The organism is Thiocystis minor, from assembly GCF_016653465.1.
GTDB lineage: Bacteria > Pseudomonadota > Gammaproteobacteria > Chromatiales > Chromatiaceae > Chromatium > Chromatium minus.
Genome location: NZ_NHSQ01000059.1, coordinates 14,978 through 30,302, shown reverse-complemented (window position 1 = coordinate 30,302; position 15,325 = coordinate 14,978). Strand labels below are relative to the sequence as shown.

Genomic DNA, 15,325 nt, shown 5'->3' with positions numbered 1-15,325 from the left:
GAAGTTCAACTCGGTGGTGTCCTGCACGCACAGCACCACCGGCTGGCTCGCCATGCGTTCGCGCGTGCATTGGCGATGCGGTTCCAGGATATCCATCCACTCGAACGTCTCCTGGGACAGAAAGCGATACGCCGCCTGGGTCTCCGCCCAACCATGACACGCACCCGGAATGCTCGCCGTGGGTCGCTCGGCCAGACGCTCCACCAATTGAACCACCCGCCGATCGCGGCGCGCGTCGCCCAGAGCGATCCCGCGAAATTCGTCTTCTGCCCAGCCCATGCGATCCCCAATGAACGTGAATGCTCAAACCTATTTTACCCGCACACGGGGAGTTGTGTGTAATGGGATGCATTAGAGCTTACTCGGCGAATTCGATGATTATATGTGTCTGCAATGACAATGCTACCGTCAGGGGACATTTTAACGCCTTCCGGCGCATTAAGTTGAGCTTGGATAGCAAGACCGCCATCACCGCTGAAACCGGCTGTACCCGTCCCAGCGATCGTACTAATGATACCGCTAGGATTAATTCGACGAATACGGTGATTTCCTTGATCCGCAATCAAAAGGCTACCATCGGGAGTAACCCACATACCAGACGGATTATTCAACCGCGCGAGCTTCGCTGGCCCACCATCGCCACCGAATCCCGCGGCACCCGTGCCGGCGATCGTCGTGATGATATTTTGCTGTTGCGGACTTTGCCCGCTGCGCTGCGTTCCGTCGCCGAGATACAACACTTTGCCAATCGGGTCGTAGACATGATGCGCATCAAGCGACCAACCGCCGATCATCTGTTCGATCAGGGGTGTGCCCACCACCTGAGTTTGGTAGCTGGTCTTGAGTTCCATAACCCGCGTACAGTTGCCGCCGGGCGGAACCGCCACGTTGATCCGGCCTTCGCCGTCGTATCCGAAGCGCGAGGTCCGTTGATAGATCACCGGATAGCGATAGACGATGTCCACCGTGACGGGCTGGGCGCCATAGAGTGGGCGCCCGGTCTGATCCTTGCCGTCCCAGATGAAGGTGGCGCGCAGATTCGGCGCGGGCGCGAACGACCGCCCGGCGCACGGACTGAACTCGTCGCCCAACTCGAACCGTCGCCCGCCGACGGTGACACTGGCGACGATCCGGCCCAGACGGGTGGGCAGGGTGGCACCGGTGAGCGGGATCTCCAGTGTGCGCCCGCCCGCGCGGCCTGGGACGCGATCGCTGCGGTAGTTGAGGGTCAGCCCGGTGCCGGCGAGCGGCAGGGTTTCGCCCAGGGTTTGGTTTTCGCACTCGATGGTTGAGCCATCCTGTTCGCAAGATTTGTTTAGCTTAAGGTCGGGGACTTTATCGGCGTCTTTCGGCGCTTCGGCGAAGCTGCACTCCTGCGCGTCGGGTTGCGCATCGGTGTTGTCCGAACAACTCGTTGCCTGGTTGCTATCCCATGCACTGAAGTGCGGGATCAAGACGCGCCAGAGCGTTTGCCCAGCGGCATAGAGATCGGCGAGGCGGCGGCGTTCGTCCTCGGTGATCGCCAGCGCAGGCGTGCCGGTGTCGGCCAGGTTGTCGCCATTGGTGTCGAGTTCCGCCAGGCCGTCGACGATGCGCAGAATCTTGAGGGTGATGCCATTGTCGTAGGGCTCCCAGACGCCCCGCTCTTCGTTGTAGTACCCGAGCGGGATGCCGGTGCCAACCGGAAAGCCGAGGAAGTTTTCGACATAGAAGGGCACGGGTTGGGCGAAGGTGACCTTAGTGGCGCCCGCCGCTCGGGCTTCGTCGGCGTTGAGATCAACTGCATAGGTATAGGCGACATTGGGCGGCAGAGCCGCCGGCATGGCGCGCGGGCCGTTGGGGCCGACGGTGAATTCGGTGGCGCGCACGCTGAGCGTCGTCATGGGCTGAGTGGAGCCGTCGGGCAGGACCATGCTGGCCTGGGTGCCGGGCGGGAACAGCAGGGTGGCCTGACGGCTGCCGTCGTCGTCGGTCTGCACGCTGCCGCGCGCGACCTGCACTTGGGTGGTGTCGGCAAGATCGATGGTCGTGACCTGCGGATCGAGCCCGATCAGCACCACGTCATCCAGCACCACGGAGTCCTGCCAGGGCACGTTGCTTTGGCGCTGCGACGACAGATAACTGTCCTTGGCGTAGTTGACGGTCAGATAGCCGCCGCCGTTGACGGCGAGGTCGAACCAGCCGTCGGCGCGGCTCAGGGTCTGACCGAATTCGGGATGGTTGAGGACGGTGACGGTGACGCCGGGCAGCGGTTGATTGTCGCGGTCGAGCACCCGCCCGCGGAGGAGGGCGCTGCGCACCGGGTCGATGGTGCCCTCGGCGACGCCGGTCTGGATCGGATTGGCGCCGGTGTAGAGAAATTGGGTCGCGGCCTGGTGGGTGGTGGCGACGGTCGGGTCGATGACGGGTGCCACGCGCGCGGGATCTGGCGGCAGGCCGCCGAGGTCTTCGGACTCGACCGTCACGGTGAGTTCATCGTTGATGGCCTGTACGCCATCGCTGGCGGTCAGGCGCAGCACATAATCGCCTGCCGTGGTGAAAGTCACGCTGGTGTTGGCCGCGCTGTCATTGGCGAAACTGGCCGTGCCGGGGCCGCTGGTCTGGCTCCAGGTCAGGGTTAGGGTGCCGGGCGGCACGGGACAGCCGTCGTCCGTTGCGGTGCCATCCAGGGTGGCGCTGGCGGGCAGGGTGATGGTCTGATCCCCGCCGGCGTTGACCTGTGGTGCCTGGTTGCTGGCACAGGCGGGCGGGATTCCGGCATCAATGCGGAAATGCAGGTTGGTCGAATCGGCTTGCGCGAAGAGCGCCACGAGGTGCGTGGGGGCCGTTACGGAGCCACTCTGGGTGGCCAGCGGTTCGATGCCCTGCCAATCCCCGATCTTCCCATCCGGCTGAAAGGCGGCCCACACCAGGCTGGTCAACGTGACGGCGCCGACCAGGAGCAGCCATTGTGCCCGATGGCGGTGCTGACGCAAGCTGTAGCCCGCGATCCCCGCCAGCAACAGGGCGAGGAAGAAGACGACCGGCGGGCTGAGGGTGGGAATCGCGGCGGTTGCGGAGACGGCAGGCGGAATATTTAGCGTGATCGCCTGGTTGCCGTCGGCGAACAAGGCGTCTTCCGCCGCGCTGCCGGGGGAGAGCACGCCGAGCCGGAGGGCGCTGGTGGCACCCAACGCGGCCCTCGGCAGAGAGGTTTCGATGACGGACGATTCCGCGAGCCCCAGACCGACCCCGACCGGCCAGCCGGCCGCACTCGTCCAGGTCGCGGTGCCCCAGGTACCCGAGATGCAGGGTTCCAATCGGATGGCGGTGACCGTTGTGCCGGTGACGGTGGTGACCAGCCGGCGATCGACTCCGGCAAAGGTTCCCGCCGCCGCGCTCGTGACGGTGCAGCCGGTGCGCGTATCGTGGTCACGATCCAGGAGAATCGTGTACTCGTCGCCGTTCTGGGCGCTCGCCGTGCCGATCAGGAGCAACCCCAGAGCGCCTGCCGTCAGACCGCGTCCCAGCTCCCGCCAGCCGCTCCGACGCGGGCCATCGCCGACGTGACGTCGAGGCGTCGATCGCACGCGGCGACCCTGGTCCAACCAATCTGACGGGCTACGCATTCCATCCTCCTGCACTCAATCCAGAGCGAAAAACCGCTGATGTCGTGACGGTCGGGGGCGGACTCTAGCAGAGTCTCCAGCGGCGACACAATCGCCACAGAGAAAGCGGGTTTATTGACGGAACGGACGGAGCGTGCGGAGACGGGTCGATAGACCCGTTTGGACCGCGGTTCGGAGGTTGTCGTCGGCTGCTTCAATGCAACCTCTGGGGGGCTGCATGTCGCGCGCCGCACAGGTGTGACGGACCCGCTCGCGCGCCTGAAGTGGCGCATCCGCTTGCAGAAGCGGTCGAACCGCAAAGAACACAAAGAACACAAAGGCTTTCAATGTTTTGCATCGATGACGACGTCCACCCAAGGGGTGACCGTCTTTTACATTGCAAGCTATTGTTTTTAATCGTATTATTCGCAGTTCCAAATGCCGGATTTAGGTTCAAAGATTCAGATAGCACATCACCTTAAGTCCGCCACTTGGCGGCGAAACTGCGCGGCCCAGATCATGATCGGGGCCAGCGATGGCAGAATCAGATAACCAAGCTGGTAGGCAAGCGCCAGCATCTCATGTCCGAATGCTGAAAACCCCAGTTGCGCGCGCGCCGCCTCCATGCCGAACGCCAGGTCTTTCAGGATCTCGGCAGCCAGGCCAAATACCTGCGCCAGAAAGAGGATCAGCATGCCCAGGAGCCAGTGCCAGAGCTTGCCGGTTTCCTCGTCATCCGGAATCGCGAGCACCAGGGCGCTGTAGAGCGGCACGCCGTAGCCGTATTTCAGCGGATTGATGGCAAAGGCGATCGCTGCATCGGCGGGCGGCGTGTTCAGCTCACCCGGCATGGCCTCCACGCGCAGGACTGCGAGCAAGGCATTGCCGTTGCGCGCGACCGCCTGCACCAGATCGGGAAAGAGCCAGGTCATCACGACATCGAGCGTCGAGGCGAGCGGCACCGCAAACAGGATCGAGGCGAAATACCAGATCCCAAAGCAGATCGGCAGCCACAAAAAGACTTTCAGCGCGAAACGGCCGACGGTACTCATGTCGTACCCTCTGGCATTGGTTTCGCAGCTTGTTCCTGCCTGGACAGCCAGCGCAGCCAGAACAGAAAGACCAGCAGCACATCCAGCATGATGAGCGCCTGCCATACATAGAGATGCGCCCATTCGAAGACCGCTTTGTTCCATTGCCCGAGATAGAAGAGGCTGATGATGCGCAGCACATTCAGCGCCTGCACCGTCGCCACCCCCACCAGAATGCCCGTCAGCTTGTGACGCCAGGGAGCCGGAAAGGCGACCATCGCCGCCACCAGAATGATCGCCGCCTCGACCCCATTGCACCCGGCCTCCACCGACACCGCAAAACCGCTGGCCTGATCCCAGATCAGCTTGCCCTGTGCCTGCACCTGATCGTCGACGGTTTGCATCAGCCAGGCGCTGAGATCCGTGATGGCGGCGGTCCAGGGCAGCACGAACCAGGTCTGGCCCCAGGGCAGCAGCTCGGCGGCGAACAGCAGCACGACCAGTAGCGAAAAAACAAAGAAAAATTTTCTCATCGGCAGAACTCGGCAAGATAACGCTGCATGTCCTTCATCCTGGTTCGCTGCAGATGGATGTCACGACGGTCGGCTCTAGAAGATTCTCCGGCGGCTAATCAACCAAATCAGACCGGAACAACCGTGCGGCAATAGCGGGGTCGGTGGGCGAGAATCGCCAGGAGATCGGCGATCCGTTCGCGCAGGTCGCGACGGTCCAGGATCATATCCATGGCGCCCTTTTCCATCAGAAACTCGCTGCGCTGAAAACCTTCCGGCAGCTTTTCATGCACGGTCTGCTCAATGACACGGGGACCGGCGAAACCGATCAGCGCGCCGGGCTCGGCGATATTCAGATCGCCGAGCATCGCCAGACTGGCGGAGACGCCGCCCATGGTGGGATCGGTCATCACCGAGACGAAGGGCAGCGCGCGCTCGCGCATCCGCCCGAGCGCCGCGCTGGTCTTGGCCATCTGCATCAGCGAGAAAAGGCTCTCCTGCATCCGTGCGCCGCCACTGGCGGAAAAACAGACATAGGGCGCGTTCATCTCCAGCGCCGCATCGACTCCACGCACGAAACGCTCGCCCACCACCGAGCCCATGGAACCGCCCATGAAGCTGAATTCGAAGGCGGATGCGACGATGGGCGTGTCCTTGAGCCGGCCGCGCATCACCACCAGCGCGTCCTTTTCGGCGGACTGCTTCTGTGCCTGGACGAGACGATCCTTGTATTTCTTCAGATCCTTGAATTTGAGCGGGTCCAGCGACTCCAGGTCGACGCCAATTTCCTCGCGACCCTCGGGATCGAGAAAGGCATCGAGACGCCGGCGCGCTCCGATCCGGTTGTGATGGTTGCATTTGGGGCAGACTTCCAGATTGCGTTCCAGCTCGGCGCGATAGAGGATCGCGTGGCAACCGGGACATTTGGCCCAGACGCCTTCCGGGACCGCCCGCTTGGTGCTGGCCTCAATGCGGATACGGCTCGGGATCAGCTTCTCGAACCAACTCTTGCTCTTGCCCATCGCCTGCTTCAGGGCTGCGCCGGCTTCCGGTTCGGTCATGTGTGTTACTCCGCGGTCCGTGGTTCAGGCAAGGCGTCAACGGCGTCGATCGCGTGGCGCAGTCCGGCCAGAAAATCGGCGATGGTTTCGGGAATTCGCTCCGGGGTGTCGGCCAGCGTCTCGATACGGCTGACGATGGCGCTGCCGACGATCACCGCATCCGCGCCCCGCGCCACGCTGGCGGCGGTCTCTGGATCCTTGATTCCGAATCCGACTCCCACGGGCAGCAGGATCAGGGATTTGATCAGGCGCACCTGCCCGGCGACGGCCTCGGTATCCAGATGACCCGCCCCTGTCACGCCCTTGACCGAGACATAGTAGACGAAGCCGGAGGCAACGCCGCCAATCCGCGCGATGCGCGCCTCGGTGGAGGTCGGGGCGAGCAGATAGACCAGATCCAGGCCATGCGATTTCATGGTTTCGATCAGATCGTGCCCCTCCTCGGGCGGCAGGTCGACGATCAGTGCGCCATCCACGCCCGACGCCTGTGCCTGGCGCGAGAAGGCTTCGTAGCCCATGACCTCGATGGGGTTCAGATAGCCCATCAGAACCACGGGGGTCTCGGCATCCCGCTCACGGAATTGCCGGACCATCTCCAAAACATGCGTCAGCGAGACGCCCATGGCGAGCGCCCGCTCGGTCGCGCGCTGGATCACTGGGCCATCGGCCATGGGATCGGAGAAGGGCACGCCCAGTTCGACGAGATCCGCGCCCGCCGCGACCATCGCGTGCATCAGTGGGACGGTCACCTCGGGCGCGGGGTCGCCGGCGGTGACGAAGGGAATGAGCGCGGTGCGCCCCCGCTCCCGCAGTTGCTCGAAACGTTGCGCAATCCGACTCATAGAACCAACCCGTCGTGCAGTGCGACCGTGTGCATGTCCTTGTCTCCGCGACCGGACAGATTGACCAGGATGATCTGATCCTGGCGCAGGGTCGGCGCGAGTTTGTGCGCGTAGGCCAGCGCGTGACTGGACTCCAGCGCGGGGATGATGCCCTCGGTGCGGGTCAGATGGTGGAAGGCGGCTAGCGCCTCGTCATCGGTAACCGCGTCATAGTGGGCGCGTCCGCTATCCTTCAGCCAAGCGTGTTCGGGGCCGACGCCCGGATAATCGAGTCCGGCCGAGATGGAGTGGGTCTCGATGATCTGGCCGTTCGCGTCTTCCATCAGATAGGTGCGGTTGCCGTGCAGCACGCCAGGCCGACCGGCGGTCAGCGGCGCGGCATGATGCCCGGTCGCGATCCCCTCGCCCGCTGCCTCGATGCCGTAAATCGCGACCTCGCGATCCTCGATGAAGGGATAAAACAGCCCGATGGCGTTGGATCCGCCGCCCACGCAGGCAACCAGCGCGTCCGGCAGACGCCCGGCGCGCTCCAGGATCTGGGCGCGCGCCTCGCGGCCGATCACCGACTGAAAGTCGCGGACCATCATCGGATAGGGATGCGGTCCGGCGACGGTGCCGATGATATAAAAGGTGTTATCGACGTTCGTGACCCAGTCGCGCATCGCCTCGTTGAGCGCGTCCTTGAGGGTCCGCGAGCCGGAGGTGACGGGCACCACCCGCGCGCCGAGCAGACGCATCCGGTAGACATTGGCCTCCTGGCGCGCGATGTCGACCTCGCCCATGTAGACCACGCATTCCAGCCCGAGACGGGCGGCGACGGTCGCGCTGGCGACGCCGTGCTGACCGGCGCCGGTCTCGGCGATGATGCGGGTCTTGCCCATGCGCCGCGCGAGCAGCGCCTGACCGATGGTGTTGTTGACCTTGTGCGCGCCGGTGTGGTTGAGATCCTCGCGCTTGAGATAGATCTGCGCGCCGCCCAGTTCGCGGCTCCAGCGCTCGGCATGGTAGAGCGGCGAGGGCCGCCCGACATAATCGCGCAGATCCGCATCCATCTCGGCCTGAAAGTTCGGATCGGCGAGACAGGCGGCATAGGCCGCGCGCAGTTCCTCCAGTGGATGCATCAACGTCTCGGGGACGAACATCCCGCCATAGGGTCCGAAATGACCATGGCTGTCCGGTAGATCGTAGGTCGGCCCGCGACCCGGCTCCGTGCGCGATGCACGGAGGTTATCGGCGTTTGTCGCCATCGCTTACCCCTTGCAGAAATGCGAAAATCTTTGCGTGATCCTTGATGCCCCTCGCGGCTTCGACACCGCCGCTGACATCGACCCCATAGGGCCGCAGACGTTCGATGGCCTCGACGACATTCGACGGATCCAGCCCACCGGCGAGCACGATGGACGCGGCCAGCTCGGGTGGGATGCGTTCCCAGTCGAAGCGCTGTCCCGTGCCCCCGGCGCGTCCGGGCTCGAAGGTATCGAGCAGAAGTCCGGCGGCCCCCGCGAATCGCGCCCGCTCGGCCATCGGGTCGATCCCCGGACGCATGCGGATTGCCTTGATCCAGCGGCGGCCAAAGCTCACGCAGTGCGCGGGCGCTTCGTCGCCGTGAAATTGCAACAGATCGAGCGGCACCTGGTCCAGGGTCGCGCGAATCGTCGCGGGCGCGGCGTCGACGAAGAGCCCGACCGCGCTCACGAAGGGCGGCAGACGCTCGCATAGACAACGCGCTTGCTCGGGCGTCACCGCGCGCGGACTCGGCGGATGAAAGACGAAACCAACGGCATCGGCGCCCGCGGCCACGGCCGCATCGACATCGCTCTCGCGCGTCAGGCCGCAGATCTTAACCCGGGTTCGGGCCATGCGCGAGGAGCGGTCCGGAGCCGGATCGGTGGGCTGGGAGTCGATGGGGTAGGTCGGCATCAGTCGGCGGTCGATTCCGGCAGTGGTGAAGCGGTTTCAAGTTGAGGCAGATCAAAGCGGGACGGATAATCGGCACGCACGAAATAGAGCCCCTGCGGCGGCGCCGTCACCCCGGCCAGGGTGCGGTCGCGTACCTCCAGCAATTCCCGCGTCCAGTCGACCGGTGCATCGCCCCGGCCGATGGCGATCAACACGCCAGCGATATTGCGCACCATGTGATGCAAAAAGCCATTGGCGCCGACCCGGATCGTCAGCAGGTCGTCCTGCTCGGAGAGTTCCAGATAATGAATCCGACGCACCGGGCTCTTCGCCTGACAGGCCACGGCGCGGAAGCTCGAAAAATCATGCTCGCCGACCAGCGCCGCCGCGGCCAGTTGCATCCGCGCGCGATCTAGCGACGTATGCACCCAGACCGCACGGTCGCGTCGCAGGGGCGAGCGCGCGCGCTGGACCATGATCTGATAGCGGTAATGCCGGGCCATGGCGCTAAAGCGCGCATGAAAACCCGCCTCGACCGGATGCGCCCAGCGCACGGCGACATCCGATGGCAGGTTCACATTGGCCCCTAGCACCCAGGAACGCTCGCGCCGCTGTGCCGAGGTCTCGAAATGCACCACCTGTTCGAGGGCATGCACTCCGGCGTCGGTGCGTCCGGCGCAGACGACGCTGACCGGATGATCGGCTACCCGGCTCAACGCGGCTTCCAGACAGGTCTGGACAGTACGGACTCCGGGCTGCTGGGTCTGCCAGCCGCGAAAGTCGGTGCCGTCATACTCGATGCCTAGGGCGATCCGACCGGAGATCAAGGGGTCACACCCTCAAGGCTCAAGCCAACCGCTCCAGCAGGGCACGAGCCTCGGATTTCTGATCGTCACGACCCTCCGCAATGACCTCTTGAAGAATCTCGCGTGCCGCCTCCGCGTCGTCCATCTCAAGATAGGCGCGCGCCAGATCGAGCTTGGTGGCGGTCTCGTCCCAGATTCCAGAATCCATCTGCCACTGCGAGGAAAGTTGTTCGGTGAGAACGCTTTCCTGCCCCGAAGGCAAACCTGATCCGGACAACTCCTGCTTGCCCAAGGAGACTCGCGGAGACTCCGCCGCGCCGGATGGGCGAGCCCCCTCCAGTTCGTTGCGCGCCAACGTGGGTTCGTCTTCCAGCGTGGAATCGAACATGGAATCCAGATCTTCCGCGACATCCAGACTCGTCTCGTCCAGCGTGAGCACCAATTCGGACTCATCGCTGGTCGGTTCATGCGCGATATCGGCGAAAGGATCGCGATTCAGCGCCTTCTGTCCGTCGTCGGTATGCAGTGGGAGTCCCAGATCCAGTAAATCCTCTTCCAATACGAGGTCATCAAGATTTGCCGGTTCGGTGAGCATGTCGCCCAAGGCGTCATCGCTAAATTTCAGCGGCGAATCCTCCCGCGGCTCAGATTCATTCGCAACTTGCCTCCGCATCGGTGTCTGCTCGAAAGGTTCCGCGGAACCACGCTGTATTTCGCTGAGATCCAACAGCAGCGAATCGGTCAGGTCCAGAGAATCCGTCATGAGATCGCTGGAGCCCTTCTGGCCGGATTCCTGCGAAGAGGTTGCGCCAACAGCGACCATTGGCGCCGGCATGCCCGAAACTGCGGCTCCAACGGGCTGGATCTGCGCGGAAAGCTCCTGCAACCGCTTCCATTGTCCCGGCTGGGTACGGTCTCCGCCAGCCGATTCGATCGACTGCATCATCTTTTTCAGCCCCTGCGCATCCTGTGCTCCCGCATAGGCATCGGCGAGCTTGAACTTGATGTCCAGGCGATCCGGATAACGCGTCATTTCCTTGAGCAGAAGTTCTCGTGCCTCGAGGTGCCTGCCATAAGCGATATAGATATCCGCTTCCGAGAGGACATCCGCTTCGTCCGTCTCGGCGTCAAAATCGCTTAAGGAAGACAGCAGCGACAAGGGTGATTCGGGTTCCTCTTCATTGTCGGAGATCAACGGCTTCCCGGAGAGCGTTTCCCGCTCAGTCCGAGCGGCGGCCGCCTCCTCGGGAGCCAGAGTTGCATGGGGTCGAGGCGCATCTTCAGGTTCTGCGAAATCGAGCGTATCGAGAAACAAATCCTTTTCGGCGTCACCCTCATGCCGACGCCTGCGTCTGGCCGTCACCCATGAAAACGCCAGAATACCCAAGGCGGTGACTCCGGCGAACCCAGCCGCTGGCAGCATCAAAGACCGCCAGGTTGAAGACGATTCGAGCGAACCTGGTTCGCTTCCCTGTTCTTGGGTCGCGATGGGCGCCTCTTCCGGAGGTGAGGGAGCTTGTTGGCCAGCCTGTTCGACCGCCGTGTCGGATCGGCCCGTTACCGGGGTGGGCACGGGAATCGGTATCAATTCGCCTACGGCGCCGGCGGCTTGCGCCGATTCCGGCTCGATTGATGCGTCTGGTGTTTTGGCGACATCCGCCGGCAATGTCTCAAGGAGAGGCGGCTCTGTCGCGATCAGAGTGTCTTCTGGCGGTTGCGTGGTTGCCTTGGACGACAGTTCGCCAGAGACCGATTCAGCCAGCAATTTGGAGTCCAGATCCGAGTCCTTCGGAACGACTTCGCGCGTAACCTCGCCCAGGACGCCGGAAGCCACATCGTTCCCTTTGATCCGCTCTGCTTCGGCATTGCGCCGTGTCAGCAGGTTCTGGATATCCGCCAGTTGTGTCTCCAGCTCCTTGATGCGCTGTCTCAATTCCAGCGCTTCCTGGCGCGCGCTTTCACTGGTCTCCAGAGCCAGCAGAAGATCCTGTTCCAGGCGCGGGCTTGGTGGACTGGCAGACGCCGCCGCGGTTGACCCTGCATCGGGAACTGGCGCCGATCCCGAAGACACCGCCGCATCCGTTGGAAGGGCTCCGGCGATCCTCAAACGCGAGGAGAGCGCGTCCGGGGGAATCGCCGTCATCGGCGCACGGCGGACCGCGCCTCCGCGAAGCGCCGCGGCGAATTCCCGTTCCGCCGCCGCGGCGTCAAGCGCGAACAATTCCTCGCGGGTCGGAATGATCAGCGTTTTGCCGGCGATCAGGCGATTGATGTTACCGCGACTGAAAGCTCCCTGATTGTTCCGGTGCAGCGCCATGGCTGTCTGCGCCGTCGTGGCGCCAGCCGGGGCATGATTGAGCGCCAACCGCCAGAGACCGGCGCCCGATTCGATCGGCCCGATGTAGATTGGAAAGCCGTCGCCGGGGGCTGGAATATGATTTGCGGACGGAGACGTTTCGCGGCTCGCACCCGGAGCGGAACCGCTCCGGGCGCCGACGGCCCTGGGAGTATCGACGCGCGGAGCCTGACGATTGGCCAATACCGGCGGGTCCAATAGAACGGCGTATTCCTTGATCAACTGACCGCTGGGCCAGTAGACCTCGACCAGCAAGTCCATGTAGGGCTCGCGAATCGGCTCTCGGCTCGACACGCGAATCACTGGTTTCCCCTGGGGAGAAAGCTCCGGACTGAAGGTGAGTTTGGTTAGATGATAGTAGCGTTCGATACCAGCCTTGGTGAATGCCTCCTGAGAAGCGATCGAGACCTTGATGGCATCCAGTTCGTCAGGGTTGACGTCATGAATGTCGATCTCGCCGGAAAAAGGTTGATTCAGTACGGATAAGGTACGGATTCCACCCAATCCAAGGGCGAAGACATCGGTGCCTGCCAGGATCAGGGTCATGGTTGACACTAGAATAAGCTTGCGAGACATCCTCCACCCTCGTGCACCGCGCGATGACATAAACCGAACGAACAGGACGATCAGAGCACGGCTCTGTTCGTCCAACCCTTCAAGAAGCGCCCTTGATGAAACAAACGCATCTAACTCTGCTTAAATTGCGTCCAGCATAGCATGCGAGCGTCGAACCTTGATTCAGCCTTGCATGAACCAAACAAACGTCAGAGTCGACGCGGTTTCAGTATTTTGAATGTTATAAATGATTTAAACCGCATTTCACAGATCGCCGTTGGCGCCATGAGACGAGGGTCACTCAAGATAGCGCAATCGGCCTCTGGAAGTGGCTGAACGAGAGTTCATCCTGCCTGAACGCTCAACGACATCGTCGCGCGATCAGGCTCAGCGATCGAGCAGGATGCGGAGCATCCGTCGCAAGGGCTCCGCGGCGCCCCAAAGCAACTGATCGCCAACCGTAAAGGCCGAAAGGTAGTCTTTGCCCAGATTCATTTTGCGCAAACGACCGATCGGGACTGTCAGGGTTCCGGTCACGGCGGCCGGTGACAACTCTTGCACCGTGCGCTCTCGGTCGTTCGGGATCAGCCGTACCCAGTCATTTGCGCCCGCGATCAATGACTCGATCTCGGCCATCGGAACATCGCGCGTCAATTTAATGGTTAGCCCCTGACTGTGGCAGCGCATGGCACCCACCCGCACGCACAGTCCGTCGATGGCTAAGGGTTGCGCCTCCAAACCCAGGATCTTATTCGTCTCGGCCTGACCTTTCCACTCTTCCCGACTCTGGCCATTTTCCAATTGGGTGTCGATCCAGGGAATCAGGCTCCCCGCAAGCGGAGCGCCGAAATTGGCGGTGGGAAAACCTGGATCCCGCATTGCCGCGGTGACGCCGCGGTCGATATCCAAGATCGCGGAGGCCGGATCCAGGAGCAGCGGCTTGACGGATTCGTTGAGCGCGCCCATCTGCTCCAGCAGTTCGCGCATGTTTTTGGCCCCGGCGCCCGAAGCCGCCTGATAAGTCATGGCACTGACCCATTCCACCAATCCCGCCCGGAATAGTCCGCCAAGGGCCATCAGCATCAGGCTGACGGTGCAATTGCCGCCGATGAAGTCGCGTTTTCCAGCATTCAGCGCCGCATCGATGATGGGTCGATTGACCGGATCCAGAATGATGGTGGCGTCCGGCGCCATGCGCAGCGTCGAGGCGGCATCCACCCAGTAACCGCTCCAGCCGCGCGCGCGCAATTGAGGATAGATCGACTTGGTATAGTCGCCGCCCTGACAGGTGACGATCGCATCCAGGACGCGCAAATCGTCCAGCGACTGCGCATCCAGCAGCGGTTGGGCGCCCCGACCGACGTCCGGTCCAGGCTGGCCGACCTGGGAGGTGGTGAAAAAGACCGGCTCCGCGATCCGCGCAAAGTCATTTTCCTCAAGCATCCGATCCATCAGAACCGAACCCACCATGCCGCGCCAACCGACAAAACCGACCCGCTTCATCAACAACTTACTCCATCAAATTCAATAAAAAGAATTCTGAATCACAAAGACTGGACTCAGGCATTAATCCGTCGTGGAGAGCGCCGCCACAACCGCATCGCCCATCTCGACCGTGCCAACCTGGCGCATCCCGGCCGACAGGATATCGGGGGTCCGCAACCCTTGATCGAGCACTCGCGACACGGCGGTCTCGATCCGATCCGCCAACTCGGGCGCGCCGAGCGAATAGCGCAACATCATGGCGACCGAGAGAATGGTCGCCAGCGGATTGGCCACGCCCCGTCCGGCGATGTCGGGCGCCGAGCCATGAATCGGTTCGTACATGCCCTGCCCCGTCGCGTTCAGCGAGGCCGAAGGGAGCATGCCAATGGAGCCGGTCAGCATGGAAGCGCAATCCGACAGGATGTCGCCGAAAATATTGCCGGTAACCATCACGTCAAACTGTTTGGGCGCGCGCACTAGTTGCATGGCGGCGTTGTCGACGTACATGTGCGTCAGCGTGATCTCAGGATAGTCCGCCGCCGTTTTGATCGCGACCTCGCGCCACAGCTCGGTACATTCGAGCACGTTCGCCTTGTCGACCGAACAGACCCGCTTGTCGCGCTTCATGGCGATGTCGAAGGCGACGCGGCAGATGCGCTCGATCTCGGACCCGGTGTAGACCATGGTGTTGATGCCGCGACGCTCGCCGGATGGCAGGGTCTCGACGCCGCGCGGCTGGCCGAAATAGATGTCGCCGGTCAATTCGCGCACGATCATGATGTCCAGCCCCGCGACCACCTCGGGTTTGAGGGTCGAGGCATCCGCCAATTGCGGATAGAGGATGGCCGGACGCAGATTGGCGAACAGACCGAGCCCGGCGCGCAGACCCAGCAACCCTTTTTCCGGGCGCTTCGCGATCGGCAGCGGCTCCCACTTGGGTCCGCCCACGGCGCCGAGCAGCACGGCATCGGCGGCCTTGGCCGCGTTCAAGGTCGCCTCGGGCAGCGGATCGCCGACCGCGTCATAGGCCGCGCCGCCGACCAGAGCATGCTGGAGGGTCACGTCGATCGCGCCTTCGGCTTGCAGCACGTTCAAAACCTTGATCGCCTCGGCAACGATCTCCGGGCCGATGCCGTCGCCCGCGACGACCAGAATGTTCTTGCTCAAAATCCAAATCTCCAAGTCTTGAAA

At 62.9% G+C, this 15,325-nt stretch carries 12 protein-coding genes; all 12 read right to left on the bottom strand.

The features are described 5' to 3' along the window. Positions 1-279 (bottom strand): IS4/Tn5 family transposase DNA-binding protein (locus CCR95_RS06765; RefSeq protein ID WP_201090848.1); only part of this gene is annotated, 279 nt, incomplete at its 3' end. A gap of 35 nt (positions 280-314) precedes the next feature. Further along, positions 315-3,608: a PKD domain-containing protein gene (locus CCR95_RS06760; RefSeq protein WP_201092970.1), complete on the bottom strand. Its 3,294-nt coding sequence runs from the start codon at positions 3,606-3,608 to the stop codon at positions 315-317. A gap of 452 nt (positions 3,609-4,060) precedes the next feature. Continuing rightward, the gene (locus tag CCR95_RS06755; protein ID WP_201092969.1) at positions 4,061-4,639 is read right to left on the bottom strand and encodes an exosortase H-associated membrane protein; all 579 of its coding nucleotides are present in this window, start codon (positions 4,637-4,639) and stop codon (positions 4,061-4,063) included. Further along, the gene (xrtH, locus tag CCR95_RS06750; RefSeq protein WP_201092968.1) at positions 4,636-5,151 is read right to left on the bottom strand and encodes an exosortase H; all 516 of its coding nucleotides are present in this window, start codon (positions 5,149-5,151) and stop codon (positions 4,636-4,638) included. The genes CCR95_RS06755 and xrtH overlap by 4 nt, the downstream gene beginning before the upstream one ends. Before the next feature lie 107 nt (positions 5,152-5,258). Next, positions 5,259-6,191, bottom strand: a complete 933-nt coding sequence (gene accD / locus CCR95_RS06745) for an acetyl-CoA carboxylase, carboxyltransferase subunit beta (RefSeq protein ID WP_242523100.1) — start codon at positions 6,189-6,191, stop codon at positions 5,259-5,261. A gap of 5 nt (positions 6,192-6,196) precedes the next feature. Further along, positions 6,197-7,033: a tryptophan synthase subunit alpha gene (trpA, locus tag CCR95_RS06740; protein ID WP_201092967.1), complete on the bottom strand. Its 837-nt coding sequence runs from the start codon at positions 7,031-7,033 to the stop codon at positions 6,197-6,199. Continuing rightward, positions 7,030-8,280: a tryptophan synthase subunit beta gene (trpB, locus tag CCR95_RS06735; RefSeq protein ID WP_201092966.1), complete on the bottom strand. Its 1,251-nt coding sequence runs from the start codon at positions 8,278-8,280 to the stop codon at positions 7,030-7,032. Before trpB ends, trpA begins: the two co-directional genes overlap by 4 nt. Further along, a complete protein-coding gene (locus CCR95_RS06730) occupies positions 8,261-8,893 on the bottom strand; it encodes a phosphoribosylanthranilate isomerase (RefSeq protein ID WP_201092977.1) in 633 nt (210 codons plus the stop codon). Before CCR95_RS06730 ends, trpB begins: the two co-directional genes overlap by 20 nt. A 59-nt stretch (positions 8,894-8,952) precedes the next feature. Continuing rightward, positions 8,953-9,759: a tRNA pseudouridine(38-40) synthase TruA gene (gene truA / locus CCR95_RS06725; protein WP_201092965.1), complete on the bottom strand. Its 807-nt coding sequence runs from the start codon at positions 9,757-9,759 to the stop codon at positions 8,953-8,955. A gap of 19 nt (positions 9,760-9,778) precedes the next feature. Continuing rightward, entirely contained in the window at positions 9,779-12,670 is a 2,892-nt protein-coding gene (locus tag CCR95_RS06720) for a motility hub landmark protein FimV (protein ID WP_201092963.1), read from the bottom strand. 366 nt (positions 12,671-13,036) lie between these two features. Next, positions 13,037-14,152 (bottom strand): aspartate-semialdehyde dehydrogenase, encoded by a 1,116-nt coding sequence (gene asd / locus CCR95_RS06715; RefSeq protein WP_201092961.1) that lies wholly within the window; start codon positions 14,150-14,152, stop codon positions 13,037-13,039. Positions 14,153-14,215: 63 nt separating this feature from the next. Then, entirely contained in the window at positions 14,216-15,301 is a 1,086-nt protein-coding gene (leuB, locus tag CCR95_RS06710) for a 3-isopropylmalate dehydrogenase (RefSeq protein WP_201092959.1), read from the bottom strand. Positions 15,302-15,325 lie beyond the last annotated feature (24 nt).

What these genes read in the sequence shown, in the direction of transcription:
- CCR95_RS06755 (WP_201092969.1), bottom strand. Translation starts at nt 4,639, where the DNA reads ATGAGTACCGTCGGCCGTTTCGCGCTGAAAGTCTTTTTGTGGCTGCCG.
- trpA (WP_201092967.1), bottom strand. Translation starts at nt 7,033, where the DNA reads ATGAGTCGGATTGCGCAACGTTTCGAGCAACTGCGGGAGCGGGGGCGC.
- accD (WP_242523100.1), bottom strand. Translation starts at nt 6,191, where the DNA reads ATGACCGAACCGGAAGCCGGCGCAGCCCTGAAGCAGGCGATGGGCAAG.
- CCR95_RS06760 (WP_201092970.1), bottom strand. Translation starts at nt 3,608, where the DNA reads ATGCGTAGCCCGTCAGATTGGTTGGACCAGGGTCGCCGCGTGCGATCG.
- CCR95_RS06730 (WP_201092977.1), bottom strand. Translation starts at nt 8,893, where the DNA reads ATGGCCCGAACCCGGGTTAAGATCTGCGGCCTGACGCGCGAGAGCGAT.
- asd (WP_201092961.1), bottom strand. Translation starts at nt 14,152, where the DNA reads ATGAAGCGGGTCGGTTTTGTCGGTTGGCGCGGCATGGTGGGTTCGGTT.
- CCR95_RS06720 (WP_201092963.1), bottom strand. Translation starts at nt 12,670, where the DNA reads ATGTCTCGCAAGCTTATTCTAGTGTCAACCATGACCCTGATCCTGGCA.
- xrtH (WP_201092968.1), bottom strand. Translation starts at nt 5,151, where the DNA reads ATGAGAAAATTTTTCTTTGTTTTTTCGCTACTGGTCGTGCTGCTGTTC.
- trpB (WP_201092966.1), bottom strand. Translation starts at nt 8,280, where the DNA reads ATGGCGACAAACGCCGATAACCTCCGTGCATCGCGCACGGAGCCGGGT.